Genomic DNA, 26,841 nt, shown 5'->3' on the forward strand with positions numbered 1-26,841 from the left:
TGGTGACTGGAACCTGGGGGGACACGTGAAGATCGCGCTGTACATCATTTGGGCGCTGTTTGTTGCCGGCGTGATTTTTTCGATTGTCCGCGTTTGGCGCAAGACCAAGCGCCGCGAACAACTCACGGCCAGCTGGCCGCGGGTCCAGGCTGTCGTCACCGGAAGCGTGGCCGGTTGGACCAATGGGGGAGGCGGCGGCAGCCGCAACCGGCGCTTCTACCCCACCTACCAGTTTGCGGATCCTTACGGGACACTGTTTGCCGGCGAATCCGAGGTCTCTTACGCCAGCCAGCCCGCCCCGGGTTCGCCGGTGGAAGTGATGTATAACCCCATCAACCCCAACCAGTCATTCCAGGTTTCATCCCAGGACAGCACGGTGATCGGCTGCATGATCCCGTTCTTCGCTGCGATTGCCGCGGGCGCGCTCCTCTTCATCAGCATCCTCCCGGCGGGCTGAGCATGGACTCCATAGTGGCGCTGTTCCTGGCCGTGCCCGCGCTGTTCCTGGTGGCGGGCCTGATAGTCATCGCGGTTTCCCTGGCGGGGTCATTCCGGCGGCGGTACGCGCTTCGCGGCTGGGTGCCGGCGCAGGCACTGGTGACCGGGAACCTGCGCGGCGTGGACGGCCCCGCGAGCAACGGCCTGAACCGCTTTGCCCCGTCCTACGAGTTCCAGGATTCCCATGGCCTGAGGTGGCTTGGCCAGTCGGACGTCTACGGCCCTGAGCAGGAAATCATCGGCACCCGCATTCCGGTGCTCTACAACCCGGCGAACCCGGCCGAATCGACGCGGCCCGTCTTTGTCATCTCCAGGGGCAGCCTCTCGGTAGGCCTCATCCTCGCCATCTTCGGCGCCGGCGGAACGGCAATGTTCGCAGCGGTGTTTCTCTAGCCTTCCGGCGTACTCCCTATTCGCTCAGGCCCCCCGTCGTCCCAGCGGTTCCCATGGCGGGGAAATTTACACCAATGCTTCATTTTCGTGATCTGTCGGAAATCTGAAAACTGTGTACTTATGGACAACTCGTGCTGTAAAAATGAAACAAACAGGCACAAGGAGTTCATGAAGTATTAATTTCGGACACCCAACAAGGAGTGTCCCCTCAGTTTCCAGAGGAGTAAACGTGGTTGTCGCAGCTGTCGATCCCGGTTCCACAGACATCACCCCTTTGATCCACCACCCCGTGCTGTGGGCGTCCGCGGTAGGCGTTTTCGCCGTCGTCATCCTCCAGTCGGTGATCTACTTCAAGGCCATCCGGAAAGCGGCACCGGCCGCTGAGCTCACGCCGGCACAGGTCAGCAGCTCTGTCCGCTCCGGTGCCGTGGCGGCCATCGGCCCATCCCTTGCCGTTGCCCTCATCGCCATATCCCTCCTCCCGCTGTTCGGAACCCCCGCGGTCCTGACACGCATCGGCCTGGTGGGCTCGGCTGCCTTCGACGTTGCGGCAGCCGGCATTTCGGCAGGCACGCAGGGCGCGCAACTGGGCGGACCAACGTACACCCAGAAGATCTTCGCCCTCGCCTTCGCCGCCATGACCATCGGCGGGCTCGCGTGGATGCTGACTGCGCTGATCCTGACACCCATCCTCAGCAAAGGCGACGCCAAGCTCCGCAAGGTGAACCCCGCAGTGATGGCCATTGTCCCGACGGCGGCGCTGCTGGGCGCCTTCTTCACCCTCGCCTTCCAGGAAGTACTCAAGTCTCCCGTCCACCTCGTCACCATGCTCGCCTCCGCGGCAGCAATGGGAGTGTGCCTCCTGCTTGCCCATAAGCTCCGGCTTCCGTGGCTGCGCGAATGGGGACTGGGAATGTCCATCATCGTGGCACTCTCAGCCGCCTTCCTCATGACCGCAGCAGCCTGAAACCCCGACAGGAGCCATACTGATGTCCACCACGACTTCCACCGAAACATCCGCACGGTTTTCAGCCTTTGACCGCACCACGTCGATTTGGGGTCCCATCACCCTGGGGCTCGGGCTGCTGATCTCCCTTGCCGCGGCCCTGTACGCCGCCTTCGGCGCAGGCATGGGGGTGACGCCCCTGGAGCTGGTCACCGCCGTCGGGGCAGTCCTGGCCACCTTCGGCATCATCGCCGTGATCGAGCCGGTGTCCTACTTCCCCATCCTGGGACGGTCAGCCATGTACCAGGCCTTCCTGATCGGCAACATTGCCAACAAACTGTTGCCGGCGGCCATCGTGGCGCAGGCCAATCTGGGGGAGAAGCCGGGCACCCGCCGGGCGGAACTCATCGCCGGCAGCGCCATCATCGGCGCGGTACTGGTCCACATCACCACGCTCATCCTCTTTGTTGGCGTGCTGGGCACCTGGCTCGTGGGCATGCTCCCCGCGCCACTCATCGCCACGGCCCGCAGCTACATCCTGCCCGCGATTTTCGGCGCCGTGGTGCTGCAGAGCGTGCTGGCAATGAAGAGCCGCCGCACCACGATGGTGGCTGTCATTGTGGCCGCCGTCATCGTTTTCGTGGTGGTGCCGCTGGCTCCGGGGCTGACGCACTTTGCCACCGCCCTGGCTGTCATCATCACCATCGCAGCCTCCTGGTTTGCACGCTCCAAAGCCCCGCAGGCTCCGGTAGAACCGGCCGCCGGCGAAAGCGCGCAGGCCACCCGAATTTCCGAACCCACCCACTGAAAGGGAAGCCAGCAATGACTACCACCACAGGCGTACGCCTGACCCCCGCCGTCGAAGTTCCCGAAGACTTTGTGGAGGAGTACGTCGGCGTCTACAAGCACCTGCATGCCCACCCGGAACTCTCGGCGCAGGAATTCGAGACCGCGGAGTACATTGAACAACACCTTGCCGGCCTCGGCATCGAATCCTTCCGCTGCGGCGGGACCGGCGTGGTTGGCATCCTGAAGAACGGCGACGGGCCGGTCATCGGCTTCCGCGCCGACACCGACGGCCTGCCCATCGCTGAACAGACGGGCCTTGACTACGCCAGCGAGGCCACCGGCACCCTGCCGGACGGGGCCATCGCTCCAGTGATGCACGGCTGCGGGCACGACACCCACATTGCCGCCGCGCTGGCGCTGGCGTCGCTGCTCACGGACCGCAGCGAGCTGTGGGCCGGAACCCTGGTGCTCATCTTCCAGCCGGGCGAAGAGACGGCTTATGGCGCCAAAGCGATGGTCGACGACGGCCTGTGGGACCGGGCACCCAAGCCCGACGTGGTGCTGGCCCAGCACGTCATGCCGGTCAGCCAGGGAAAACTCATGATCCGGGGCGGGCACATGGCCAGCCTGGCCGATTCGTGGAAGATCACCGTCCACGGCAAGCAGGCCCACGGCTCGCAGCCCGAGAAGTCAATCGACCCGATCGTGGCCGCCGCCGCCATGGTGCTTCGCCTGCAGACCATCGTCTCCCGCGAGCTGGCACCCTCGACGCCGGCGGTAGTCACCGTGGGAACCTTCCATGCGGGCCTGAAGGAGAACATCATTCCGGACTCCGCCGAGTTCTCGGTCAACGTCCGGACGCCTGATGAGGACACACGCGCCACCGTGCTCGCCGCCATCCGGCGGATCATCTCGGCCGAAGCCGAGGCCTCGGCGGCGCCGGAACCCACCATCGTCGAACTGAACAGCTTCCCCCGCTGCTACAACGATCCTGCGTCCGCCGACCGCGTGACGGCAGCGTTCACGGCGGACTTCGGCGCTGATGCGCTGATCGACTCACCGCTCGGCATGGGGTCCGAGGACGCCGGATGGCTCAGCGACGCGATCGGCGTACCGGGCGTGTTCTGGGCGTTTGGCGCCTTCGATCCCGAGCTCTTCGAGGAGGGCGCAACACCCGCCGGGAACCACTCGCCGCAGTTCGCGCCGGACGCCCGCGCCGCCGTCGTCGGGGGAACAGGTGCCGCGCTCTCCGGAGTGCTAGCCTATCTGGGCCGGAACTGACACGACCGGGGGCGGCGGCGGGTCCGCCGTCCCGGTTCCGTTCAGCGGAAGCAGCCCGCCGGCATCGTACTTTCGCAGCCGCACTGAAAGGAGCCGGGACGTGGAGCAGCTTGACGCCCTGGACCGGCAGATCGTGGCCGCGCTGGTCCGGAACGGGCGTGCTCCCTGGCGCCTGATCGCCGACGTCCTGGGGCAGCAGGAACGCACCGTGGCACGCCGCGGAAACAAGCTCCTCGAGTCCGGGGTGGTGCGCACAAACTCGTTTATCAACCCGTCGTCGGTCAGTTCGCGGTCGGCCTTCCTGCTGCGCGTGACGGCGGCACCGCGCAATCTTCGCGGGGTCTGCACGTGGCTGGCGGAGCAGGAAGAGTCGTCGTGGGTCACGGCACTGTCCGGCACGAACGAGGCCGTGGCAGAGCTGTTCCTTTCCCCGGACGAACTTGGCGGGCTTCTCTACCGGCGCTTGTCCGGGGTGGACGGTGTGCAGTCCTTCTCCATGACACCCCTCCTGGAGTATTTCCGTACCCCCAGCGGCTGGACCCCGGACGTACTGGACAAAAAACAGTACGCCGCGCTCCACCGCGACGAGGACGGCCGGCTGGCCGGAATCCGCACCGGCCAGCCCGGTGAGGCACTTGATGAAACGAACCGTGCGCTGGCAGAGCTCCTCCATCGCAACGGCCGGGCCACCGTGGATGAGCTGGCCACCGAATTGTCGGTCTCCAAGGCAACCGTCAGCCGCCGCCTTGAAGCCATGACCAACTCCGGTGCCCTGTTCATCAGGGCTGTGGTGGATCCCGCAGTGCTCGGATTCCCTGTGGAGTCCCTCATCACCGTGACCCGTTCCGGTAAGGCGGCCGAGTCGCCGGGGAAGCACCTGGCCGGCCTTCCGGTGACCCGCTGGGCCGCCGCCTCCGGCGAGGACGTGCTGGCCCAGGTGGCTCTGCCCGGTCTGGACGAACTGCGGCTGCTGCTCGACGATCTCCGGCAGATGGAGACGGTGACGTCCGTCCGGTCCTCCGTCTATGCCGAGATCTTCAAACGCAGCACCGTGATGTACCGGGACGGTATTCCGGAGCGGCCGGCACGGGAAGTGTGACCGTGTGAAGTGGCTCTGTTGCGTGGCATCGCGGCAACGGAGTAAAGTGTGAGCCGTGTCACCGACAAGTGACACATGCTTTTGATCTGCGGCGGGAGAGTCCTGCCGGTACGTTCAGCAGGCGCCGTAGGAGCAAATCCTCCCCAGGAATCTCTCAGGCCCACGTACCGCCGCGGCGAGGCAACTCTGGAAAGTAGTCCGGTCCCCGGGCTCACCGACGGTGCAAGCGGCACGCTGTAACAGCAGGGTCCGCGGAAACTCTCAGGTCAAATACAGAGCGGGGAGGAACCCGAATCATCGTGGCGCCCTGCGCCACCTGAATTATGGAGTTCCTCGTGACGATTCAGCCGTCCTCATCCACGTTTGCAGGCCGCCATCCTGGTCCGCGCCGCCGTGCCCTGCCGCGCGTGAGCTACTAGGGAGCGCCGGCCATGGCTGTTGGTGTCTTTGATCTTTTTTCCATCGGGATTGGGCCGTCGAGTTCGCATACGGTGGGTCCGATGCGTGCTGCGGCGGTGTTCGCGGAGGAGTTGCGGGCGTCCGGTGACCTTGAGAGGGTGGCGGGGTTGCGGGTGGATCTGTATGGGTCGCTCGCGGCGACTGGTCACGGTCATGGGACGATGACGGCGATCCTGCTGGGGTTGGAGGGTTTTCATCCGGAGAAGATCCTGCCGGCGGAGGTGGAGGAGCGGCTGGCGGCGATCGCGGAGTCCGGGAAGCTGCAGCTGGCCGGGTCGGTGCAGCTCCCGTATGGGGTGAAGGACATGGTGTTGCGGCCGTTGACGGTCCTGCCGCGGCACACGAACGGGATGACGTTTACGGTCTCGGACGGCGCCGGTGAGGTGCTGCATGCGGCGACGTTTTTCTCGGTGGGCGGCGGTTTCATTGTCCGTGAGGGCGGGGAGGACGCGGCGCAGCAGGAGCTGGAGGAGTCCAGGAAGGAACTGCCGTTGCCGTTCCGTACTGCGGCGGAGCTGCTGGGCCGGTGCCAGTCCAAGGGCCTGTCGATCGGGGAGATCATGTTCGTGAACGAACGCGCGTCCCGGTCGGAGGAGGAGATCCGGGCGGGCCTGCTGCACATCTATGCGGTGATGGAGGAGTGCGTGGCGGTGTCCTTGAAGCGTGAGGGGCTGCTGCCGGGCGGGTTGAAGGTCCGCCGCCGGGCCCCGGACTGGCATGAGCGGTTGCTGAAGGAGACCCGGGATCATGATCCGGAGTACCGGGATCCGAAGTACTGGCAGGAGTGGGTGAACCTGATCGCGCTGGCGGTGAATGAGGAGAACGCCTCGGGCGGGAGGGTGGTGACGGCGCCGACGAACGGGGCGGCCGGGATCATCCCGGCGGTGCTGTATTACGCGCTGCATTTCGCGCCGGGCATGGATCGGGCCACGCAGGCGGACCGGGATGATGTGGTGGTGAAGTTCCTGCTGGCCGCGGCCGCGGTCGGGGTGCTGTACAAGGAGCAGGCCTCGATTTCCGGTGCGGAGGTGGGCTGCCAGGGCGAGGTGGGCTCGGCGTCCTCGATGGCCGCTGCGGGCCTGGCGGAGGTGATGGGCGGCACTCCGGCGCAGGTGGAGAACGCGGCGGAGATCGCGATGGAGCACAACCTGGGGCTGACGTGTGATCCGATCGGCGGTTTGGTGCAGATCCCGTGCATTGAGCGGAACGCGATCGCGGCCGCGAAGGCGATCAACGCCGCGAAGATGGCGCTCTGGGGCGACGGGACGCACCGGGTGTCCCTGGACGAGGTGATCGTGACCATGCGCGAGACCGGCAAGGACATGTCCTCCAAATACAAGGAAACCGCGATGGGCGGCCTCGCCGTCAACGTCGTCGAATGCTGACGCTGAATGCTGAAGCCGAATGCTGAAGGAAAGAGAACAATGACACTGGCACCAGAAGGCCGGAAGATGCTGCGTATCGAGCAGCGCAACGCGGCCACCCCGGTGGAGCGTAAGCCGGAGTGGATCAAGGCCAAGGTCCAGATGGGCCCGGAGTTCGTCCAGCTCAAGAACCTGGTGAAGAAGGAAGGCCTGCACACCGTGTGTGAGGAGGCCGGCTGCCCGAACATCTTCGAGTGCTGGGAAGACAAGGAAGCCACGTTCCTGATCGGCGGTTCAGAGTGCACCCGGCGCTGTGATTTCTGCCAGATCGACACCGGCAAGCCCTCCCCGGTGGACATGTTCGAACCCACCAAGGTGGCCCGCTCGGTCCAGGCCATGGCGCTGCGCTACGCCACGGTGACCGGGGTGGCCAGGGACGACCTCGCCGACGAGGGCGTCTGGCTCTACGCCGAAACGGTCCGCAAGATCCACGAACTGAACCCGGGCACCGGCGTCGAACTGCTGATCCCGGACTTCTCCGGCAAACCCGAGCACATCGCGGCGATCTGCGACTCCAAACCGGAGGTCTTCGCGCACAACGTCGAGACCGTGCCGCGGATCTTCAAGCGCATCCGCCCCGCGTTCCGCTACGACCGGTCCCTGGATGTCATCACCCAGGGCCGGAACCTGGGCATGGTCACCAAGTCCAACCTGATCCTGGGCATGGGCGAGACCCGCGAGGAAATCTCCGAGGCCCTGCGGGACCTGCACGAGGCCGGCTGTGACCTGATCACCATCACCCAGTACCTGCGCCCGTCCGAACGCCACCTGCCGGTGGACCGCTGGGTCAAGCCGCAGGAATTCGTCGACCTCGCCACCGAGGCCGAGGAGATCGGCTTCCTCGGCGTCATGTCCGGCCCGCTGGTCCGTTCCTCGTACCGTGCCGGCCGGCTCTGGGCCACCGCAATGCGCAAGAAAGGCTGGGAAATCCCGGCCGAACTCGCGCACATCGAGTCCTCCGGCCGCACCCGCCAAGAAGCCAGCTCCCTCATCGCGGCACACCACTAGGACCACCGTGATATTCAGACGTGACATTGAGAGAGGACCGATGATGTTCCCTACCAGGATCGAGATCATCCCGTCAGAGGGAATCGTTGATCGGGTCAGCGCCCACGTGCCTTTGACCACAACGCTTACCGTGACGTGCCTGCCGCACCACGGCATCGAACGGACCATGCGCACCGCTTTGCAGCTGAGCGTGCTCGGTTACTCCGTGGTTCCGCATCTCGCGGCGCGGAGCCTGCATGACCGGTCCCAGCTCACCGGAATCCTCCGCGACTGCAATGTCGCCGGCATCGGCGAAGTGTTCGTCATCGGCGGCGACCGGAAGCAGCCGGCCGGCCCGTACGGGTCAGCCCTCCCGCTGCTTGAAGACATCGCGCAATACACGGGCGGCATGATGCGGGCAGGAGTTGCCGGCTACCCGGAGGGCCACCCCTCGATTGGGCCCGTGAACCTGCTGGACGCCCTGCTGGCCAAGCAGCATGTGGCGTCGCACGTGGTCACGCAGATGTGCTTCGACGCACCGAAAATCCTCGACTACGTGGCGCTGCTGCGCCGCGAAGGAGTGCAGCTGCCCGTCTGGGCCGGCGTGGCCGGCAACGTTCCGCGGACCAAGCTTGTCTCCTTGGCGACGCAGATCGGCGTCGGAAGTTCCCTGAAGTTCCTCAGCCGCAAAGGTCCGCTTGCGCGCAAGCTCCTCAGCGGTGACCGTTACTCGCCGCAGAACCTGGTGGACGGGCTGGGAAGCCTGCCCGGGAACATCGCCGGCATCCACCTCTACAGCTTTAACAACCTCGATGCGGTCCCCGACGAAGTGGGCCCCGCGTCTTCCCCAACGGCACTCCAGCCAGCATTGATTCGAGGAGCAGCACGTGACAACTAAGACCCTGACGTCCCACCAGGAGCCGCATCTTGAAAGGCAGCTCAGCAACCGGCACATCCAGCTGATTGCCATTGGCGGCGCCATCGGAACCGGCCTCTTCATGGGCTCCGGTAAAACCATTTCGGCGGCCGGCCCGTCCGTCATCTTCGTCTACATGATCATCGGCTTCATGCTGTTCTTCGTCATGCGGGCCATGGGCGAACTCCTGCTGTCCAACCTGAACTACAAATCCTTCAGCGACTTCGCGGCTGACCTGCTGGGGCCGTGGGCCGGTTTCTTCACGGGCTGGACCTACTGGTTCTGCTGGGTGATCACCGGAATCGCGGACGTGATCGCCATAGCCGGCTACTCGAAGGAACTCTGGCCGGGGCTCCCGCTGTGGATCCCGGGCCTGGCCACCGTGGCTATCCTCCTGCTCCTGAACCTCACCACGGTGAAGGCGTTCGGCGAGACGGAGTTCTGGTTCGCGCTGATCAAGATCATCGCCATCGCGGCGCTTATCATCGTGGGCCTGTTCATGATTTTCACCGGCTTCCAGTCCGACGCCGGCCCGGCCACCTTCACGAACCTGTGGAGCCACGGCGGTTTCTTCCCGAACGAGTTCATGGGCTTTGTGGCCGGCTTCCAGATCGCAGTCTTCGCCTTTGTCGGCATTGAACTGGTGGGCACCACAGCCGCCGAGGCCAAGGACCCGGAGAAGAACCTGCCCAAGGCCATCAACTCCATTCCCATCCGCGTACTGCTCTTCTATGTTGGCGCGCTCATCATCCTGATGTCCGTCACCCCGTGGACGCAGTTCCAGGCCGGCCACAGCCCGTTCATCGCCATGTTTTCCCTGGCCGGCCTCGGTGCCGCGGCCACCGTGGTGAACCTGGTGGTGCTCAGCTCGGCGATGTCCTCGGCCAACTCCGGCATCTACTCCACCTCGCGCATGGTCTACGGCCTTGCCCAGGAAGGTGACGCGCCGTCTGTATTCAGCCGCCTGTCCCGCCGCAAGGTCCCGCAGAATGCGCTGTTCCTCTCCTGCGTCCTGCTGCTCTCCGGCGTCATCCTGATGTATGCGGGCTCGGACATCGGCAAGGCATTCGACATGGTGACCACCGTCTCCGCCGTCTGCTTCGTTTTTGTGTGGTCCATCATCCTGGCCAGCTACCTGGCATTCCGCCGGCGCCGCCCGCAGCTGCATGAGGCATCCAAGTACCGGATGCCCGGAGGCATCCCCATGGTCTGGGTGGTCTTCGCCTTCTTCGCGTTCGTCCTGTGGGCACTGACCACGCAGCCGGACACCCTGCTGGCGCTCCTGGTGACGCCGGTGTGGTTCATCCTTCTCGGTGCCGCCTGGTTGGTGCTGCGCCGCCGGCCCGCGCACCTGGCCCGTTATGCGACGTTCCAGGCTGAACTCAGCCAGGACATGGAGCCCGGAGCAGCCGTTGAGCGGGAACTCGGGGACGTCAGGAAATGAGCGAGCATGTGCTGACCCTGGACTGTGCCGAGTCGCCGGGCATTGTCCACGCGATTTCGGGATTCCTCCTGGACCACGGCTGCGACATCATCGACAACAAGCAGTACGGGGACCGCGGGCAAGGGCACTTCTTTATGCGCGTGCACTTCGATTCGGGGCAGGATTCCTCCAGCACCGAGGAACTTCGCCAGGATTTCACGTCCCTGGCGGAGAAGTGGCAGATGAACTGGCAGCTGGAGCCGCATGGCCGCAAGCGCCGTGTCCTGGTGATGGTGTCCAAAATGGGCCACTGCCTCAATGACCTGCTGTTCCGTGCCCGCACGGGGGATATTCCGGTGGAGATCGTCGCGGTGGTCTCCAACCACCGCGAGCAGGAGGACCTGGTCCGGTGGCACGGCATCCCGTTCTTCCACCTCCCGGTCACGAAGGACACCAAGCCGGAAGCAGAGGCACGGCTTCTGGAACTGGTCGACGAGTTCGATGTGGAGCTCGTGGTGCTCGCCCGCTACATGCAGGTCCTCAGCGATGAACTCTCGGCCAAGCTGGCCGGCCGGACGATCAATATCCACCACTCGTTCCTGCCCAGCTTCAAGGGTGCGAAGCCGTACCACCAGGCTTACGACCGCGGGGTTAAGACCGTGGGCGCGACGGCCCATTACGTCAACGCGGAACTCGATGAGGGCCCGATCATTTCACAGCAGGTCATTGACGTGGACCACACCTACACCGCCGACGACCTGGTGGCCGTTGGCCGGGACGCCGAATGCGCCGCCCTCCGCAACGCCGTGCGCTGGCACTGCGAGGGCAGGATAATGCTGCTGGGCAACCGCACCGTGATCTTGCGGTAGCGCCGTTTCCTGGGAAGTACGACGCCGGCGGGTCACCTGACAAAGGTGGCCCGCCGGCGTCGAACTCTACAAATGGTTGCTTACAAGCCCCCGGACGAGTTACCCCGCCCCTGTGGCGGGGCAACTCATCATCCGGAAGGCGACGGTCGCCGATGGCACCCATGAACATCGGCGGGACCGCCTGCCACGGCCGCAGTCACTCCGCTGTGCCTGGACGGCCCGTGGCTGCAATCAACCTACCCGCAGGGCGGCAGGACCCACGAGGGGCTTTAGGCCTAATCCGGGAGGAACTTCCGGGCGTGACCTCGGACTCCTTGACGGCGGCAGGGGAATAACAGGGACCCTTGGGAGCCTTGTAATAACCGGGCGCTGACCACCGGTTGCCCTTTGAGAGGACCTCCTTGCCTACTACCTTTATCCCGTTCACTGTTCGCGCCACCGTCCGTGAGGACCACCAGCGCTCCTTCCGCACGGACATCGAGCGCCTCACCTCCAGCCACCGCGGCTGGGCGCCGCTGGACATGGTCAAGTCCACCAACACGCAGGCGCTTTTGCGGGGCGCCGTGCCCAACAGCGTTCACACCGCCACCGACGCGAGCCTGGCCCTTTATCTCCAGGACCGCCTCGCGGCCGCCAATGACATCCACCTGGATCTGACCGTCTGCATCGAGCGGTAAGGGACACCCGAGCCCCGGCCTGCTTGTCAGGCGGCGCTAGTGGTGCCGGCGTCGGGAGCCGTTGGGGACATGAACGCAAGATCACGTGCCACTGCCTGCAGGTACTGTATGGCTGACTCCTCAGTGAGGCCGTATTCGCGGATCAAGGATTCCACCGCCAGTTCGGTCAGGGGAGAAAGCGGCAGCGTGTTGGCGGTCCGTGCCTTCCGCGCCAGCTCCAACAGCAAATGGCACACCTTGGACAACCGCCGCGCGCATGCAACGGCCCGGATGACGTCGTCGCTGGTGAAGGCGTCGGGTCCGGTGCGTACAGCGTCAGGGCGGCGTTGATCTCCCACTCATCGATCATGGGCACGGACAGCACCGATCCGATGCCCTGACCGGCAATGGCGGCGGAATACCCGGGCCATCGGCGGTCTGCAGCGGCGTCGGGGATGTGGACGAATTCGCCGCTCGCCACCGCGGCCCGGGCAGGACCGTCCGCGAACGAGCTTTGAAGTCCGTCGACCTGCCGCCCCTTGAGCGAGCCCGCGGTCCAATTCCGGACTTCGCCAGGTCCCACACGCGTGATGGCCCAAAGGAAGCCCCGGGCAGCGCCCCCGCCCCCTTCGAGTTCTTCCGCTGCATCGCCGAGGAAGGCTTGTACGTCGGGAATCTCCAGGACCGCGGACGGGAAGGCAACCGGTGGTTCCGGTCCGCTGTTCGTAGCTTCGGCCATGTTGCACGCTCAAATTAAGACGTTGCGGCTTCCTGCAAAACCCTGTAGGAAAAGCATAGGACCGTACCGCGAAATCCGCCCCGCTCTGGCCACAATCCGGTTCACCGGAACTGCCTTCAGCCCGGTGGAGGGTCGGAGACCGGGTGACTTTACGGGGAGATGGTGTAAGTTTCTTCCGGCCAACAAATACACCTGAAACGAGAACCCCCAAGTGGCAACTGATTACGACGAAGTACGTTCCGACGTCAAGGAATCGCAGGACAGCTCCCTGGAAGCGCTGCAGTCGGCGAACGCCCCTGATGCCCGCAGCGTTGTCCGCGACCTGGACGAAGCAGATGCACTGGACGATTCCATTGTTCCCGGTGGCGAGTTTGTGGCCGAGGAGCTGGTGGTTCAGGTGGTGCCGCAGGCACGGGACGAGTTCACCTGCTACTCCTGCTTCCTGGTGCGGCACCGTTCACAGATCGCCCGAGAAAAGGACGGCCACGCGTACTGTATTGAGTGTGAAGGCTGACTCGATGCGGGCATGTGGTGTTTGTCGAGGCATTGGCCTGCCCGGCTAGTCCATGCTTCGCCTGAAACGCCTTGCGGTCTTCTGCCTATTCGCGATCTGTGTCATCACCGGACTCCTTTTCTGGGTGCTCCGCGCACCCGGTGCGGCAGGGTTTGGGGACCTGGCGGCTCCGCCCCAATCAGGCGCGAAGCTTGCGACACTGTCCGGCGCCCGTGCAGTGGACATCACTGACAGCACGATGGACGCGGAATGGCTTGACCGGACCGCGGCGGACACCGGCATACCAGCCCGGGCGCTCCAGGCCTATGCAATGGCAGCGGAGCTCGCCAACACGGCCGCACCGGCATGCCGGATCGGGTGGAATACCGTGGCGGCCGTCGGCTTCGTTGAGTCGGCGCACGGCAGCCACGGCGGCGGAAGTTTGTCGGGCACCGGGCAGGTGAGCGGACAAATCATCGGGCCCAGTCTCGACGGCGGCAGTTTCGCCGCCATCCCGGACACGGACGACGGCGTCCTCGACGGCGACGCCCTCTGGGACCGCGCCGTCGGACCCATGCAGTTCATCCCCTCCACGTGGGAGCTGGCAGGGCGGGACGGGAATGGCGACGGATACGCCGACCCGCTGAACATCGACGACGCCGCGCTCAGCGCCGCCTCGTACCTGTGCGGGGGCGGCCGCGACCTCACCACCGCGCGGGGATGGACCGACGCCGTGCTTTCCTACAACCAGTCCGATTCCTACGTGCGTCAGGTGCGCGAGCAGGCTAATGCATACGCGGTTGAAGCCAGGGCTGCCGGGTAGGTTCGAGGGCGTGGCTTCGTGATCAGTGCCCGGAGCAGTGTGACGCCTGGCAGCCTCGAAAGGCTGCAGCTTCTCGTACCGGACCAGACCGCCCGTCCCGTCGATTCCGGACGGAGCCCGGCCCTGGGGCAGAATACGTTCATGACCAATGACGATCTGCGGCCTGTCTATTTTCTTTCGGACAGCACCGGCATCACCGCGGAAACGCTCGGCAACACCTTGTTGACACAGTTTCCCGCGAATCACTTTGACCGCATCACGGTCCCCTTCATCACCACCGTCGAACAGGCCAGGACCGTCGTCGGCACTATCGACAAACTGGCCGCCAGCGGTCTGCGGCCGATCGTCTTCTCCACAGCAGTCAGCAGCGACATCCGCCAGACCCTGGCCACGTGCAAGGGGATCATCGTGGATCTCATCGGGACGCACGTCGGACAGCTGGAGCAGGCCCTCGGCTCGCCGGCCAGCGGTGAGCCCGGCAGGGCGCATGGCCTGGGCAACGCGGAGCGGTACCAATCCAGGATGGCCGCCGTCGAGTACGCCATGGAACACGACGACGGACAGAGCCTGCGTGCGCTGGAAAAGGCCCAGGTCATCCTGGTGGCGCCGTCCCGCTGCGGAAAAACTCCCACCACCATGTACCTGGCGTTGCAACACGGAATTTTCGCCGCGAACTTCCCGCTGGTGGACGAGGACTTCGAACGCGAAGGGCTCCCCAAACCGCTGCGGCCTTTCGTTGAGAAATGTTTCGGCCTCTCCTCCAACCCCCTGCGCCTGAGTCAGATCCGCACCGAACGGCGCCGCGGTTCACCCTACGCGTCGCTTCGGCAGTGCGGATTCGAGCTCCGCAGCGCCGAGCAGCTGTACGTCTCCCACCGGATTCCGTACCTGAATTCAGCAACGGTGTCCGTGGAGGAAATGGCTGCGACAATCCTGCAGCGCATGAACCTCAAGCATTAGGGAAATTTTTCACAATCCGAGTGTGGCGCACATCATGTGGAAAGAGCGCCCGAGACCTGTCACTGTGGACAGGATTCGCGCCCACCAAACGGCTATCGCCGCGAGCGGGGCGGCACATCTGCATGCCATCATCTGCAAAGGAGCAGCAACTATGACGACAGACATCCTGTGGTTCTCAGAACTCGGACTCAAGGACCTGGACCGGGTGGGCGGAAAGAACGCGTCCCTCGGTGAGATGGTGCAGAACCTGACCTCGGCCGGCGTCCAGGTCCCGGACGGTTTCGCCACGACTGCGGACGCGTACCGCACCTTCCTTGCAGACTCCGGCCTGGACGAGAAGATCGCCGACCGGCTCATCGGCCTGGACACCGACGACGTGACAGCCCTCGCCTCGGCCGGTCAGGAAATCCGTACCCTCATGCGCGAGACGCCGTTCCTGCCGGACTTCGAAGCGCAGATCAGGGAGTCCTACCAGCAGTTGGTGGACAAGCACGGGGGATCCGAGGACCTCTCCTGGGCTGTCCGGTCCAGTGCAACGGCCGAAGACCTTCCGGACGCTTCCTTCGCCGGGCAGCAGGAAACCTTCCTGAACGTCCGCGGCATCGAGAACATCCTGCTCGCCATCAAGGATGTGTTCGCGTCCCTCTACAACGACCGGGCCATCGCCTACCGCGTGCACCACAAGTTCGAGCACGCCGAGGTGGCGCTTTCGGCCGGCATCCAGCGGATGGTGCGCTCCGACGTCGGGGCCTCCGGCGTCATGTTCACCATGGACACCGAATCAGGATTCAACGACGCCGTGTTCGTCACGTCCTCTTACGGCCTCGGCGAGGCCGTGGTCCAGGGCGCCGTCAACCCGGATGAGTTCTACGTCTACAAGCCCGCCCTGCAGGCCGGCCGCCCGGCGATCCTCAAGCGCGGACTGGGTGAGAAGGCGCTCCAGATGACCTACACGAGCAACCGCGAAGTGGGCCACACCATCGATTTTGTTCCGGTTGAGGCCTCGTTGCGGAACCGCTTCAGCCTCACGGACGACGACGTCGAGCAGCTCGCCCGTCACGCCGTCGCCATCGAGAACCACTACGGCCGCCCCATGGACATCGAATGGGGCAAGGACGGGATCGACGGCGGACTGTACATCCTGCAGGCGCGCCCGGAGACCGTGCAGTCCCGCCGCGCCTCCGGCAGCCTGAGCCGTTTCCGCCTCAACGGGACCGGCCGGGTGCTCGTCGAAGGCCGCGCCATCGGCCAGCGCATCGGCGCCGGCACCGTCCGCATTCTCAGCTCGATCGACCAGATGGCCGCCTTCAAGACCGGAGATGTCCTCGTCGCCGACATGACCGACCCGGACTGGGAACCGATCATGAAGCGTGCCTCCGCCATCGTGACGAACCGCGGCGGACGCACCTGCCACGCGGCCATCATTGCCCGGGAACTGGGGATTCCCGCCGTCGTCGGTACCGGGGGCGCCACGGACGCCCTCTCCGACGGCCTTGAGGTGACCGTTTCCTGCGCCGACGGCGAGACCGGCGTGATCTACGAAGGGCTCCTGGACTTCAGCGTCGAGGAAACCGAGATCACCCAGCTGCCCGAGGCCCCGGTCAAGGTCATGATGAATGTCGGAACCCCGGAGCAGGCGTTCACCTTCGCGCAGCTGCCCAACCACGGCGTGGGCCTGGCCCGGCTCGAATTCATCATCAACCGCCAGATCGGCATCCACCCCAAGGCACTGCTGAACCTGGACGAGCAGCCGGCGGACGTCGCCGCGGAGATCCGGGAACGGATCGCCGCATACGGCAGCCCCCGCGACTACTACATCAAGCGCCTGGCCGAGGGCGTGTCCACCATCGCGGCGGCCTTCGCCCCTGAGCCCGTGATTGTGCGCATGTCCGACTTCAAGTCCAACGAGTACGCGAACCTGATCGGCGGACCGGCCTACGAGCCGCACGAGGAGAACCCGATGCTCGGCTTCCGCGGGGCCTCGCGGTACCTGGAGCCGTCCTTCCGGGACTGCTTCGACCTTGAGTGCGAGGCCCTGTCCTTCGTCCGCAACGAGATGGGGCTGACCAACGTCAAGCTGATGATCCCGTTCGTGCGGACCCTGGACGAGGCCCGCGGCGTCATCGAGCTGCTGGCGGAGAACGGCCTGGTCCGCGGCGAGAATGGCCTCGAGGTGATCATGATGTGCGAGATTCCGTCCAACGCGCTGCTTGCGGACGAGTTCCTGGACCACTTCGACGGGTTCTCCATCGGCTCCAATGACATGACCCAGCTGGGCCTGGGCCTGGACCGGGATTCGGCGATCGTCTCGGGTGGCTTCGATGAACGCGACCCTGCCATCAAGAAGCTCCTCAGCATGGCCATCAAGGCGTGCAAAGCTCGCGGGAAGTACGTCGGCATCTGCGGCCAGGGGCCCAGCGACCACGCGGACTTCGCCGAGTGGCTGGTCGGGGAAGGCATCGATTCCGTTTCCCTGAACCCCGACACCGTGGTGGACACCTGGCTCCGGCTCGCCGGTGCAGCCCGCGGCGAAGAGGTCGTCGCGGCGGTCGGCGGAGACGCGAACTGATTCTCTGTGTGAAACGAGTGCCCGCCCGGGGAACCCCTTGGCGGGCACTCTCCTTAACCCGGCAGACGTCGGCTTCATGTAGCCACAATTTCCGGCCACCACCCGCTACCAAGGCAGAATGGAAGGCATGACCCTTACGACGTTCGCCCTTGTCCGCCATGGCCAGACCGACTGGAATGCGCAGCGCCGGCTGCAGGGATCCACTGATATTCCGCTGAACGACGTCGGCCGCAGCCAGGCGCGCGACGCCGTCGCCGTCCTGTCCGGCCAAGAGTGGGACGCGATTGTGTCCTCGCCGCTCGGCCGTGCCGCGGAGACGGCCAACTTGATCGCCGACGGGCTCGGCCTCAGCGTTGCACGGCACATTCCGGAGCTCACCGAGCGCAGCTTCGGGCCCGCCGAGGGCCTGCAGGCCGGGCCCGAGCTTGACGCACTGCGCATCCCCGGCGGTTTCCGGGGCGCAGAAAGCGAGGACGAGGCGGCCTCCCGCGGGTTGGCCGCGCTGGAAACCCTCGCCGAGGAGTTCCGCGGCCGCCGCGTCCTGGTGGTCGCCCACGGCACCCTCATCCGTGTGAGCCTCAGCCGCGCCATCGGCCGCACCCTGCAAAGCGTCGACAACGCCGTGCTGAACCTCGCGCACCACCATGCCGTTGACGGCTGGCAGCTCGAATACTTCAACGGTGAACGCGTGGCCGCTGCCGTCTAGCGCACACCTGAACCTACGGCTGGTAGTGCTCCTCAGCACGAGCGAACCCAACCCGGTCCACTTTTCGGTGGTAGTGGACTCCCGCCAGGCCGCCCAGAACGGCTCCCATCAGCGCTACGGCGGCAACGGCGATGACCGCGATAATGCTGGTTGTACCCAGCTGGCCCTCAAGGACGGGTACCCGTAGGAAATCACTGGCCACGTTCAGGGCATTGAACTGCCCGCTACTGACGAGGGCAAGCAGGGCGATTCCCGCGGCCGCGATAACGGCCCACAGCCACACCATGAGTCCCTGGCCGACACCGTTGAAACGGGCCATCCGTCCTGCGACATAGCCGCCTGAAACAAAGGCGAGGAAGGGGACCAGGAAAAGCAGGACCGTGCCGGTGATCCCGCTGAACGGAGAGGACGCGTCGGCGGATCCCGAGGCCAGGGCCGGGCCGGCCAGAAGCCCGGCCCTCCCCGCCGCCACAGCCAAAGCTGCCAGCAGGAAAGTCATTGCGGCGGCAGTCAGGCAGCCGAAGAAGGCCGAACCGATTTTGATGCCGCCGAACCGCTCCTCCTGCCGGGCAACCACCGTTTCCCGGATCCGGGAAACCGGGTCGGAGGGGACCGCCGGGTCGGAGGGGACCATGTTGTCGGCCGGGACCCCGCTGTCGGGCCCTTCGTCGTAGCCGCCATCAGCGTTCCATGGGCTGCCCATCACGCGTCCCCGCTTTCACTGCTCAAACGGTGGGTATGCCCTAAGCTAATCGCAATCCGCCGGAGTCCACGAGAGGCTTTGGGCCCGGCGTCGGCTACGCCGCCCCAGCCCCAGCCTCCCCAGCCCCAGCCTCCACGGCCCCAGCCTCCCTGACGTCAGGCCGCCCTGCGTGCGTTCCGCCCGTCGCTCGGCGTGGACCGCCGTGAAGAGCCCGCGGACGCCCTGGGCCTGGCCCCGACGCGGCTGCCTTGTGCGACGTTGCTGTCGCCATGCAGGCGGACTCCGTGGCCAATGACAGCGCCCGCTCCAATCCGGGAGTGGCTGCCCACGCGGACCCGGTTGCCGATCACAGCGCCCGGCCCCACGTACACGGCATCACCGATCACTACCCGCTGGCCGATTCGCGCCCGCCGGTCGATCCAGCTGCCGCCGCCGATCCGGCAGCCTTGCCCCACCTCGGCGCCGGCCTCCACATAGGCCGTGGAACTGATGAAGGACGACTCGTCCACCTCGGCGCCACGCCCGATCAGGCCGCCGCCGTTAGGGTGCCGGTGATAGCTCATGACCTTGCCGGCGTCGTCTTCGACTGTTTCGATTTTCCTGCTCATGACCTTCCTGTCAGTCCGGCGCAACCCAAAGCAACGGACACTGGTTTTAACGCCGGCAACGTGGTGCGCATTCCATTCACAAATGTGGCATTCCGGGCAGTTTTTGGAACATGTGGGGCGCTTCAATGGTTATTCACAGAAAGGGCGCAGGGCTTCCCACAAGGAGGTGCGTGGTGACCACGAATGACAAGGATCTGTCAGGACGCCGGCCCTTCGGCGTTGTCATCAGCAGGGATACCGCGGCGGGTGTCAGCGAGCACCCGTGGCGCCGGTACGTGGCGCTCGGGGATTCGTTTACCGAAGGAGCGGGGGACCCCGACCCCCGGCGCCCCGGCGGAGTGCGGGGCTGGGCCGACCGTGTGGCCGAGGAACTCAGTAACGGCCACCCGGACTTCGCCTACGCGAACCTCGCTGTGCGGGGCCAGCTTTTGGATCAGATCCTGGCACGGCAGGCCGGTCCTGCGCTGGCACTGCAGCCGGACCTGGTCACGCTTTCCGCGGGAGGCAACGACATGGTCTTCCACGGGAGCGACCCGGACAAGTTGGCGGAACGGCTCGACGCCGGCGTGGAGCTGCTGAGCACTTCCGGTGCCACGCTGGTGGTGTTCACCGGCCCCGACTGGGGGTCCACCCCCGTGCTGGGCCGCAACCGGGCAAAGGTTGCCGTCTTCAACGAAAACATCCGCGCGATCGCCGCAAAGCATGATGCCGTGATCGCTGATCTGTGGGGCCTGCGGGAGCTCAGGGACCCGCTGATGTGGGACCGGGACAGGCTGCATCTGTCACCGCTGGGCCACCACGCCGTGGCGATGAGGGTGCTGGATGCGCTGGGTGTGCAGCACCTGCTGCAGCCGCTGGAGTCCCGCGAACTGCCGCATGGCAACTGGCGCCAGACCCGCGCCGAAGACCTCCAATGGGCCCGGAGCTACCTGCTGCCCTGGGCGTGGCATCGGGTCCGCCGGCCGGCCAAGGTCAGTGAGCCCATCGCGAAGCAGCCTATTGCTGCCCCGGTAACCACTCCGGGGCAGCCCGCGGTTGCCGTCAGGAGTCACGCCTGAGAAGAGCAGCCTTTGGCACCATGGAGTGTCTGCCGCACAGTGTCGGTGGCCTGCCATAAACTCAGCCAGTGGCAGATTTGAGCACCGATGGCAGTGCAAACCAGGTGGTGATCCCGGTACTGGAGGGGCAGACCTGCATTGCCGACCTGCTCCCGGAGTTCAAGGACCTTGCCCGTCTCGCCCTGGCGGAGTGGGCGCCGCAGGCCGCCGACGCATCAGCAGGGGGCCAGCAGACCCTCTTCTGACCGCTGGCGTTCCCCTCGCCGGGAGGTCCCCAAAACCTTCCGTCATGGCTGCCGCGGGTCATGGCTGCAGCGGCAGGAACAGGACGGTGTAGATCCCCAACAGGGCGAGGACGACGACGCTCGCGGCCACCGCCGCCGTCGAACCTATATGCGGTGGCATGGTTTCGCGGTTGATGCCCCGGACGGCACGGTGGAAGCGGTGCTTCTGGGTGAGATTGATGGCCAGGGCCGCAGCGATGGCGCCGCCGACGAGCGTTCCGACGAACCAGCCGTGGTGGGGCAGCCAGCGCAGGAAGACTGCTGCGGCCACCACCATTGCCATGGTGGTGCGGCCCCACGCCAGATCCGTGCGTTCGGGCTGGAGGCCGGAATCGCCGTGCCGGGCTGGATCTCCCGGGGCGGGATCATGCGGGGCAGTCACGGTCAGGCCGGCCGGGCGATCACGAACACCACCATGATGGCAGCCACCAAGGCCCCGCCGATGGCCAGCACGGGGGCGATCAGGGGGAGCGGCAACGGCGTGTTGGAACGCATGGCGCGTTCCACGTTGAGCCACCGGAAGAACGAGCCGCCGCCGATCACCAGTGCCAGCACCAGCAGCAGGACGGCGATGGTCTTGCGCAGCTCGGGACCCAGGAGACCGGCCATAAAGGCTTCGACGGCCACGCCGCCGGCGAGCAGCGCCAGGGATGTCCTGATCCACGCCAGGAAGGTGCGCTCGTTTGCCAGGGTGAACCGGGGGTCGGGTTCGGTGCCGCCACGGAGGAGCCGCGACGCGAGCCGGCCCCTTGCATCCTTCGCTCCGGTATTCGAATTCTCTGGCAACGTTAATCCCTCCGCGCATGGCAGGTCGCAGATGCTCCCTTCTCTTGCCTACCACGTTTCCGGCGGCGGTGTCCCACTCATGCCCGGCGGAGGATCCGACGGTTTTGGCGAACCGTTGGGTAGCGTTGTACGCCGTGAGCATCGAACAGAGGGTTATGGGCATTGCGTCGCTATGGTCCGCCATCGTCCTCAGCATGGTGGCGTTGGCTGCACCGGCGGCAGCGGAGCCGTGCCCCGCAGGTCAGGTCCCGGTGACACGCGGCGGCGTCTGCGTCCCGTTGAGTCCGCTGCTTCCCGCACCAGCAACGCCGACGACGGCGGTTCCAACGACGCCGGCCCCCTCGCCCTCGGTGACGTCGGACCCCTCGCAGGGCGGCACCGTTCCGGGTCAGCCGGCCGCAAGCACCCCGACGTCGACCGCCCGGCCGCCTGGACCGGGAACCGAACTGCCGCAAAGCCAGGCGCCCGGAACCACCACCGAGGATGCGGCAGCAGCCGGCGATGCAACCCTCACGCCCTCGTCGGAATTCGCTGGAGCGCCCGCCCCTGCGGGTTCCGCGCCATCGGCCGAGGCGTCCGCCGGGGTTCCGGCGGGTGCACCTGCACGGCCGCAAACGCCGCCCCGGTCAACCCTGGCAGCGGCCGGCTACTTGCTGACGATCGGCGGAATCCTGCTGCTGGCCTGGGCTGCGGCAGGATTCGCGCTGCACCGCCCTTCGCCCGGGGCGCGCCGGGCCTAGGCCACCCCGGTCAAATGCGGCGTGGCAGTGGCGCGGCGCACCGCGGCGTGCTTGCGGAAGCCGTCAACCGGCACCCGTCGGGGTTCGCACGCTGAAGGTGCCGGTACCGGCAATGCGGCACCCTGCATCACGGAAGCCGGTGCCGGCACCGAACTGCCCGCCGGGCAGAGGTCGCTGATCAGTCCCATTCCCGCGCACTCGCGGACCGCCTCGATGGCCGCGACAGCCGAGGACTTGTCGGGGTAAGCACCGGAAACGGCCAGTTCGGTTCCGTCCGGCGTTGTCAGCCGGAACCGGTACTGCGCCTCTGCATCAAGGAAAACTTCGAACTTGCCGGCCATAACTAATCCTTCCGGTCTGCGGAGCCCGTCCGTTGGCGGCTTCGCCGTGAAACGGGCCGAACGCATCTCTGCGAACATGTTCCGCTGGTCTGGTCGAACGATCAGAATTGATCGGTTCATCAAGTGCTTCAAGTCTGTCGTGGCTCCTTGTAGGCTCACAAGACCGATCAAGTTAAGCCCACGTAAAATGCATGCAACGGATTGCCCTCCCGTGGTCCTTCCGTTGCCTCAGCGCACACCAAGGAGTTCGTTATGACCACATTGTCAGATCGACCCAATACAGCCTTGATGGTGATCGACGTCCAGAACAGCGTGGTGGCCGATGTGCACCAGCGCGACGAGGTGGTGGCCAACATCGGCACGCTCGTGGACAAGGCGCGCAGTGAAGGAGTGCCGATCGTCTGGGTCCAGCACTCGGATGAGCAGCTGGAAAAGGGCAGTGAAGCCTGGGAGTATGTCCCGGAATTGAAGCGCCAGGACCCTGAAGCGCTGGTGCACAAGTCGTTTGCGGACTCGTTCGAGGACACCAACCTGGAAGAGGTGCTGGCCAAAGCCGGAGTGGGGAAACTCGTGGTCGCAGGCGCGCAGACGGATGAATGCATCCGGTCCACGATCCACGGCGCCTTTGTCCGCGGCTATGACGTGACGCTCGTCGGCGATGCACACACCACTGAGGACCAGAGCGAATGGGGCGCGCCGCCGCCGGACAAGGTCATCGCGCACACCAACCTGTACTGGAAATACCACACGGCGCCCGGGCGGACGGCTGCCGTGGAGGACACCAAGGATGTGACCTTCAAGGACTGAGCAGGTCGCCGTCAGCCCCGCGTGCGAGCCACTGGTCCAATTGGCAGAATAGGAACCCGTAACAGGCCTCACGAAGAGGCTGCGGGATTGAGTTGGGTGGAGCTTTGGTGGACGTTGACGTCGTTGTAGTTGGCGGAGGGGCAATGGGATCCGCTGCAGCGTGGCAGCTTGCCCGCCGCGGGCATTCGGTCAGGCTCCTGGAACAGTTCGAGCAGGGGCACCACATCGGCGCCTCCCATGGCCCAACCCGGAATTTCAACATGGCCTACGCGGAGGCCGACTACCTGGATCTGGTCACCGAGGCCAAGGATCTTTGGGACGAGCTTGCCGCCGAAACGGGCAGGCAGCTCCTGGACCTTGTGGGCCTGGTGAACCACGGCAACGTCCGCCGGCTGCAGGAGGTCCGGTCGTCGCATGCCCAGAGGGGCATAGAAAGCCACTTCATCTCCGCCTCGGAAGCGGCGGACCGCTGGCGGGGCATGAACTTCCGGAGCGACGTGCTGGTGGTTCCGGGCTCCGGCCGGGTCCGCGCCGGGGAGGCGCTGCTGGCGCTGCGCCAGGCCGCAGAGGCGCATGGCGCCCGCTTTGAGTACTCGACGCCGGTCCGCGACATCCGCGTCGCCGGTGACGACCGCGTCGTCGTCGTTAGTGACTCCGGCGAGATCACCGCGCGACGCGTTGTGGTCACGGCCGGCGCGTGGACCACCAAGCTTGCGGGGAGCCTGGTCCGGCTTCCGAGGCTCGTGGTCACGCAGGAGCAGCCGGCGCATTTCACGCCGCTGGATGACTCGCTGGAGTGGCCCAGTTTCAACCACAACCCCGACCCGGACGATCCCCGCGACGCGTACTGGTACAGCCCGGTCTACGGAATGCTCACTCCGGGCGAGGGCATCAAGGCAGGCTGGCACGGCGTGGGGCCCGTGACGGATCCGGACGCGCGGACCTTCACCCCCGAACCTGCGCAGCTGGAGGCGCTGGTCCGTTACGTCGGGGACTGGCTGCCGGGCGTGGATGCGGCTTCGGCGGTTCCGATCAGCTGCACGTACACCAGCACCGCGAATGAGGACTTCGTGCTGGACCGTTTCGGGCCGGTGGTGGTGGGGGCCGGTTTCTCCGGACACGGGTTCAAGTTCACACCGGCGATTGGCCGGGTGCTTGCAGACCTGGCCGACGGCGGCAGCGCCCCGGCGAGGTTCTCGGCCCGGCGCTAGGCATCGGTTGGCAGGCCGGATTCCGCCGGAGCGGGTAGCGTTGGCTGACATGCGTAACGGTCGACTGATTCCATGCATCCTCGCGGTGCTGTCCGTCGCGGCTGCCTGCCTCCTGGCTTTCGCTGTGTCCGCTAGTGCCGCACCCTGCGCGGACAAGAAGGGTCCTGCTGCCGACGCCGACTCCTGCGTTTCCGGCGGGCCGCCCTCCCGGACGCCCGCTTCTTCGGCGACTGCCCCGGCCGGACCCGCCTCCGGGACCGCTCAGGACGGCACCGGTCCCGGCGAAGCGCAACCCGTCGTCACGGGTTCGGGCGAGGAAGATATGCCGTTACAGGAAACCATCGCCGGCCAGGAACCGGAGCCAGCCCCCGTAGTGTCTTCCGGATCGCCGTCCCGCGCGGGCATGGCCGCCTCGCAGGCAGGATCGGCACCGCCGTCGCCGTCCCGCTCAGCCCGGACGTTGACGGCGGCACCGTCCGATTCCGGCGGGGTTGAGGCGGGGACCGTTCCCGTGGCCGGATACCTGATTGCCACCGGCGGCGGGCTGCTCCTGCTTTCCTCAGCCTTCGGTTTTATGAGGTTCCGTCCCGGCGCCCAGGTCCAGCCATGATGTCCGCAAATGCCGTGGATGAGCTCACCGGGATAGCCGGCTTCGCCGCGCGGGGCATCGATTCGCTGGGGGAATGGGGCGTCGGGCTCTTCACCTTTGCTGAAACCATCATCCCGCCCATTCCCAGCGAGGTCATCCTGCCGTTGGCGGGCTTCCTCACCAAGCAGGGGAGCATGGTCCTGGCGCTCGTCTTCATCACCAGCACGCTCGGCGCGTACGCCGGTGCCTTACTGCTGTACTGGCTGGGTGCCAAACTGGGTTTGGAACGGGCAATCACCGGCCTGTCCCGGCTTCCGCTGATGGACCGCGAGGACTTCGAAAAGGCCGCGGACTGGTTCCAGCGCCACGGAAAGTCGGCGGTGTTCTTCGGCCGGTTCCTGCCGGGGGTGCGCAGCCTGATTTCGTTGCCTGCCGGTGCCAAGAAAATGAACCTGGCCACTTTCAGCATTTTCACCATTGCAGGGAGCGGTCTCTGGAACGCGCTGCTGATCAGCCTGGGCGTGCTGCTCGGAGCCCAATACCGGCTCATTGAGGACTACTCCAGATACCTCAATTACGCCGTCTATGCCGCACTGGCTGCCACAATTGCATGGCTGTCGGTGCGGGCCTACCGGCGGCAGCGCGAACGCGCGGATCAGAACGAATCGTAGGGGAGCGGCTGGAAGGGGCACGGAAGCGCACGGGCGGATCGTCGTCGTCGGCTCCCTCAATGCCGACCTGACCATTTACTGCGAACGGCTCCCGCGTCCGGGCGAGACGGTCCACGGCACCGGGTTCGCCGTCAATCCCGGGGGCAAGAGCGCCAACCAGGCTGTGGCGGCCAGCCTGCTGGGCGGGGCAGTCAGCCTCATCGGCGCCGTGGGGGACGACTCCAACGGCGAAATGCTCCTGGCCTCCACCGCCGGCGCCGGTGTGGACATCTCGCACGTGCGCATCTCAGAGTCCGCTGCCACCGGAGTCGCCGTCATCGCGGTGGATGCACACGGTGAGAACAACATCATCATCTCCGCCGGGGCCAACGGTACCCTTGCACCCGCCGACGTCGCGGCGTCCGCGGACGCGTTCGACGGCGCCTCCGTGGTCTGCCTCTGCCTTGAGGTCAGCCTGGATACCGTTGAAGCCGCTGCCCGGACAGGGCACGACGCCGGCGCGACAGTTTTGCTGAACCTTTCGCCTTACGGCGAGATCCCGCAGGCCTTGGCGGCTGTGTGCGATGTGCTGCTGGTCAATGCGCACGAGGCGTCGCTGGTTCTCGGGCAGGATGTTCCTGTGGCGGACGCGGACGATGCCTGCTGGGACCAGATCCGGGAAAGGTTCGCCGAACGCGGGCTGCAGCGGGTGGTGGTCACCCTCGGCTCCAGCGGCTCGGTGGTTCTTGACTCGCTGGCCGCCGGAGCGGACCGCGTCACCCGGATCGCGCCGGTCACGGTCCATGCCGTGGACACCACGGGAGCCGGCGACGCGTTCACCGGCGCCATGGCTGCGCGGCTCGCGGCCGGTGAGCCGCTGGCCGAAGCCGCAGCCTTCGCCTCAGCGGCGGCGGCGCTTGCCGCCACACGCAAGGGCACGCAGGCTGCCTACGCCGGAGTTGCCGACGTGGAGCGGCTGCGGCGGTCTGCACGAGGCTGACGGAAGCGGGCCGCCGGTCCGATAAGGTCCGGCG

General features: G+C 66.0%; 31 protein-coding genes, 1 pseudogene and 1 riboswitch. Of the genes and pseudogenes, 25 read left to right on the forward strand and 7 right to left on the reverse strand.

What is annotated here, in order from left to right:
- Positions 1 to 25 precede the first annotated feature (25 nt).
- The 12 genes from ACSQ1X_RS00395 (at position 26) to ACSQ1X_RS00450 (ending at position 11,761) form a co-directional block, all read left to right on the forward strand.
- Positions 26 to 457, forward strand: coding sequence for a DUF3592 domain-containing protein (locus tag ACSQ1X_RS00395; protein WP_436056236.1), 432 nt, complete (start codon positions 26 to 28; stop codon positions 455 to 457).
- A 2-nt stretch (positions 458 to 459) separates the two neighbouring features.
- Positions 460 to 891: a DUF3592 domain-containing protein gene (locus ACSQ1X_RS00400; protein WP_436056237.1), complete on the forward strand. Its 432-nt coding sequence runs from the start codon at positions 460 to 462 to the stop codon at positions 889 to 891.
- 229 nt (positions 892 to 1,120) lie between these two features.
- The gene (locus tag ACSQ1X_RS00405) at positions 1,121 to 1,858 is read left to right on the forward strand and encodes a DUF5058 family protein (protein WP_436056238.1); all 738 of its coding nucleotides are present in this window, start codon (positions 1,121 to 1,123) and stop codon (positions 1,856 to 1,858) included.
- A 22-nt stretch (positions 1,859 to 1,880) separates the two neighbouring features.
- Positions 1,881 to 2,645, forward strand: a complete 765-nt coding sequence (locus ACSQ1X_RS00410) for a hypothetical protein (RefSeq protein WP_436056239.1) — start codon at positions 1,881 to 1,883, stop codon at positions 2,643 to 2,645.
- 14 nt (positions 2,646 to 2,659) lie between these two features.
- Positions 2,660 to 3,907 (forward strand): amidohydrolase, encoded by a 1,248-nt coding sequence (locus tag ACSQ1X_RS00415; protein WP_436056240.1) that lies wholly within the window; start codon positions 2,660 to 2,662, stop codon positions 3,905 to 3,907.
- Between the two features lie 100 nt (positions 3,908 to 4,007).
- Positions 4,008 to 5,006, forward strand: coding sequence for an Lrp/AsnC family transcriptional regulator (locus ACSQ1X_RS00420; protein WP_436056241.1), 999 nt, complete (start codon positions 4,008 to 4,010; stop codon positions 5,004 to 5,006).
- A gap of 82 nt (positions 5,007 to 5,088) precedes the next feature.
- A riboswitch (glycine riboswitch) is annotated at positions 5,089 to 5,186 on the forward strand.
- Between the two features lie 251 nt (positions 5,187 to 5,437).
- Complete coding sequence (locus ACSQ1X_RS00425; protein WP_436056242.1) at positions 5,438 to 6,850, forward strand: L-serine ammonia-lyase; 1,413 nt, start codon at positions 5,438 to 5,440, stop codon at positions 6,848 to 6,850.
- Positions 6,851 to 6,889: 39 nt separating this feature from the next.
- Positions 6,890 to 7,897, forward strand: coding sequence for a lipoyl synthase (lipA, locus tag ACSQ1X_RS00430; RefSeq protein WP_436056243.1), 1,008 nt, complete (start codon positions 6,890 to 6,892; stop codon positions 7,895 to 7,897).
- A 40-nt stretch (positions 7,898 to 7,937) separates the two neighbouring features.
- A complete protein-coding gene (locus ACSQ1X_RS00435; RefSeq protein WP_436056244.1) occupies positions 7,938 to 8,774 on the forward strand; it encodes a methylenetetrahydrofolate reductase in 837 nt (278 codons plus the stop codon).
- The gene (gene cycA / locus ACSQ1X_RS00440; protein WP_055802151.1) at positions 8,764 to 10,236 is read left to right on the forward strand and encodes a D-serine/D-alanine/glycine transporter; all 1,473 of its coding nucleotides are present in this window, start codon (positions 8,764 to 8,766) and stop codon (positions 10,234 to 10,236) included. The genes ACSQ1X_RS00435 and cycA overlap by 11 nt, the downstream gene beginning before the upstream one ends.
- Complete coding sequence (purU, locus tag ACSQ1X_RS00445) at positions 10,233 to 11,084, forward strand: formyltetrahydrofolate deformylase (protein ID WP_055802148.1); 852 nt, start codon at positions 10,233 to 10,235, stop codon at positions 11,082 to 11,084. The genes cycA and purU overlap by 4 nt, the downstream gene beginning before the upstream one ends.
- Positions 11,085 to 11,485: 401 nt before the next feature.
- Positions 11,486 to 11,761, forward strand: coding sequence for a hypothetical protein (locus ACSQ1X_RS00450; RefSeq protein WP_055802143.1), 276 nt, complete (start codon positions 11,486 to 11,488; stop codon positions 11,759 to 11,761).
- A 26-nt stretch (positions 11,762 to 11,787) separates the two neighbouring features.
- Here ACSQ1X_RS00450 and ACSQ1X_RS00455 read toward each other — a convergent pair whose 3' ends face one another.
- The gene (locus tag ACSQ1X_RS00455; protein WP_436059382.1) at positions 11,788 to 12,099 is read right to left on the reverse strand and encodes a hypothetical protein; all 312 of its coding nucleotides are present in this window, start codon (positions 12,097 to 12,099) and stop codon (positions 11,788 to 11,790) included.
- 14 nt (positions 12,100 to 12,113) lie between these two features.
- Positions 12,114 to 12,479, reverse strand: a pseudogene (locus ACSQ1X_RS00460) (GAF domain-containing protein); the annotation flags it as partial.
- A 211-nt stretch (positions 12,480 to 12,690) separates the two neighbouring features.
- On the opposite strand from ACSQ1X_RS00460, the gene ACSQ1X_RS00465 reads away from it, so the two are divergent.
- The 5 genes from ACSQ1X_RS00465 to ACSQ1X_RS00485 all read left to right on the forward strand — a co-directional run bounded on the left by ACSQ1X_RS00465 (position 12,691) and on the right by ACSQ1X_RS00485 (position 18,030).
- Entirely contained in the window at positions 12,691 to 12,993 is a 303-nt protein-coding gene (locus ACSQ1X_RS00465; RefSeq protein WP_028270230.1) for a DUF4193 domain-containing protein, read from the forward strand.
- A gap of 52 nt (positions 12,994 to 13,045) precedes the next feature.
- Positions 13,046 to 13,795, forward strand: a complete 750-nt coding sequence (locus ACSQ1X_RS00470; RefSeq protein WP_436056245.1) for a lytic transglycosylase domain-containing protein — start codon at positions 13,046 to 13,048, stop codon at positions 13,793 to 13,795.
- Between the two features lie 141 nt (positions 13,796 to 13,936).
- Positions 13,937 to 14,755: a pyruvate, water dikinase regulatory protein gene (locus ACSQ1X_RS00475; protein WP_028270233.1), complete on the forward strand. Its 819-nt coding sequence runs from the start codon at positions 13,937 to 13,939 to the stop codon at positions 14,753 to 14,755.
- Positions 14,756 to 14,906: 151 nt separating this feature from the next.
- Positions 14,907 to 17,324 carry a phosphoenolpyruvate synthase gene (gene ppsA, locus ACSQ1X_RS00480; RefSeq protein WP_436056246.1) on the forward strand — a complete coding sequence of 806 codons (2,418 nt, stop codon included), beginning with the start codon at positions 14,907 to 14,909 and terminating at the stop codon, positions 17,322 to 17,324.
- A 127-nt stretch (positions 17,325 to 17,451) separates the two neighbouring features.
- A complete protein-coding gene (locus ACSQ1X_RS00485) occupies positions 17,452 to 18,030 on the forward strand; it encodes a histidine phosphatase family protein (RefSeq protein ID WP_055802466.1) in 579 nt (192 codons plus the stop codon).
- A 13-nt stretch (positions 18,031 to 18,043) separates the two neighbouring features.
- Here ACSQ1X_RS00485 and ACSQ1X_RS00490 read toward each other — a convergent pair whose 3' ends face one another.
- Together ACSQ1X_RS00490 and ACSQ1X_RS00495 are read right to left on the reverse strand one after the other, a co-directional pair.
- Positions 18,044 to 18,733: a hypothetical protein gene (locus tag ACSQ1X_RS00490; RefSeq protein ID WP_436059228.1), complete on the reverse strand. Its 690-nt coding sequence runs from the start codon at positions 18,731 to 18,733 to the stop codon at positions 18,044 to 18,046.
- A gap of 155 nt (positions 18,734 to 18,888) precedes the next feature.
- Positions 18,889 to 19,341, reverse strand: coding sequence for a DapH/DapD/GlmU-related protein (locus ACSQ1X_RS00495; RefSeq protein WP_055802127.1), 453 nt, complete (start codon positions 19,339 to 19,341; stop codon positions 18,889 to 18,891).
- Positions 19,342 to 19,514: 173 nt separating this feature from the next.
- Between ACSQ1X_RS00495 and ACSQ1X_RS00500 the strand changes: the two genes are divergently transcribed.
- Complete coding sequence (locus ACSQ1X_RS00500; protein ID WP_436056247.1) at positions 19,515 to 20,399, forward strand: SGNH/GDSL hydrolase family protein; 885 nt, start codon at positions 19,515 to 19,517, stop codon at positions 20,397 to 20,399.
- A gap of 68 nt (positions 20,400 to 20,467) precedes the next feature.
- Positions 20,468 to 20,644 (forward strand): hypothetical protein, encoded by a 177-nt coding sequence (locus tag ACSQ1X_RS00505; RefSeq protein WP_436056248.1) that lies wholly within the window; start codon positions 20,468 to 20,470, stop codon positions 20,642 to 20,644.
- A 58-nt stretch (positions 20,645 to 20,702) separates the two neighbouring features.
- Here the strand turns inward: ACSQ1X_RS00505 and ACSQ1X_RS00510 are convergent, their stop codons facing one another.
- Both ACSQ1X_RS00510 and ACSQ1X_RS00515 read right to left on the reverse strand, forming a co-directional pair.
- A complete protein-coding gene (locus tag ACSQ1X_RS00510; protein WP_055802124.1) occupies positions 20,703 to 21,065 on the reverse strand; it encodes a DUF202 domain-containing protein in 363 nt (120 codons plus the stop codon).
- 2 nt (positions 21,066 to 21,067) lie between these two features.
- Entirely contained in the window at positions 21,068 to 21,469 is a 402-nt protein-coding gene (locus ACSQ1X_RS00515) for a YidH family protein (RefSeq protein WP_055802121.1), read from the reverse strand.
- 134 nt (positions 21,470 to 21,603) lie between these two features.
- Between ACSQ1X_RS00515 and ACSQ1X_RS00520 the strand changes: the two genes are divergently transcribed.
- Complete coding sequence (locus ACSQ1X_RS00520) at positions 21,604 to 22,209, forward strand: hypothetical protein (RefSeq protein WP_436056249.1); 606 nt, start codon at positions 21,604 to 21,606, stop codon at positions 22,207 to 22,209.
- Here the strand turns inward: ACSQ1X_RS00520 and ACSQ1X_RS00525 are convergent.
- Positions 22,206 to 22,550: a YegP family protein gene (locus ACSQ1X_RS00525; protein ID WP_436056250.1), complete on the reverse strand. Its 345-nt coding sequence runs from the start codon at positions 22,548 to 22,550 to the stop codon at positions 22,206 to 22,208. The two genes, ACSQ1X_RS00520 and ACSQ1X_RS00525, sit on opposite strands and share 4 nt — an antisense overlap.
- 252 nt (positions 22,551 to 22,802) lie before the next feature.
- Here ACSQ1X_RS00525 and ACSQ1X_RS00530 point away from each other — a divergent pair, with 252 nt between their 5' ends.
- The 5 genes from ACSQ1X_RS00530 (at position 22,803) to ACSQ1X_RS00550 (ending at position 26,807) form a co-directional block, all read left to right on the forward strand.
- Positions 22,803 to 23,357: a cysteine hydrolase family protein gene (locus ACSQ1X_RS00530; RefSeq protein WP_436056251.1), complete on the forward strand. Its 555-nt coding sequence runs from the start codon at positions 22,803 to 22,805 to the stop codon at positions 23,355 to 23,357.
- Positions 23,358 to 23,464: 107 nt separating this feature from the next.
- On the forward strand, positions 23,465 to 24,568 hold the full coding sequence (locus ACSQ1X_RS00535; RefSeq protein ID WP_436056252.1) for an FAD-dependent oxidoreductase: 1,104 nt from the start codon (positions 23,465 to 23,467) through the stop codon (positions 24,566 to 24,568).
- 49 nt (positions 24,569 to 24,617) lie between these two features.
- Positions 24,618 to 25,178 carry a hypothetical protein gene (locus tag ACSQ1X_RS00540; RefSeq protein ID WP_436056253.1) on the forward strand — a complete coding sequence of 187 codons (561 nt, stop codon included), beginning with the start codon at positions 24,618 to 24,620 and terminating at the stop codon, positions 25,176 to 25,178.
- Entirely contained in the window at positions 25,175 to 25,828 is a 654-nt protein-coding gene (locus ACSQ1X_RS00545) for a DedA family protein (protein ID WP_436056254.1), read from the forward strand. Before ACSQ1X_RS00540 ends, ACSQ1X_RS00545 begins: the two co-directional genes overlap by 4 nt.
- Entirely contained in the window at positions 25,812 to 26,807 is a 996-nt protein-coding gene (locus tag ACSQ1X_RS00550) for a ribokinase (RefSeq protein WP_436059229.1), read from the forward strand. Before ACSQ1X_RS00545 ends, ACSQ1X_RS00550 begins: the two co-directional genes overlap by 17 nt.
- Positions 26,808 to 26,841 lie beyond the last annotated feature (34 nt).

The sequence above is a fragment of the Arthrobacter sp. LjRoot78 genome, assembly GCF_964254335.1.
In the GTDB taxonomy this organism is placed as follows: domain Bacteria; phylum Actinomycetota; class Actinomycetes; order Actinomycetales; family Micrococcaceae; genus Arthrobacter.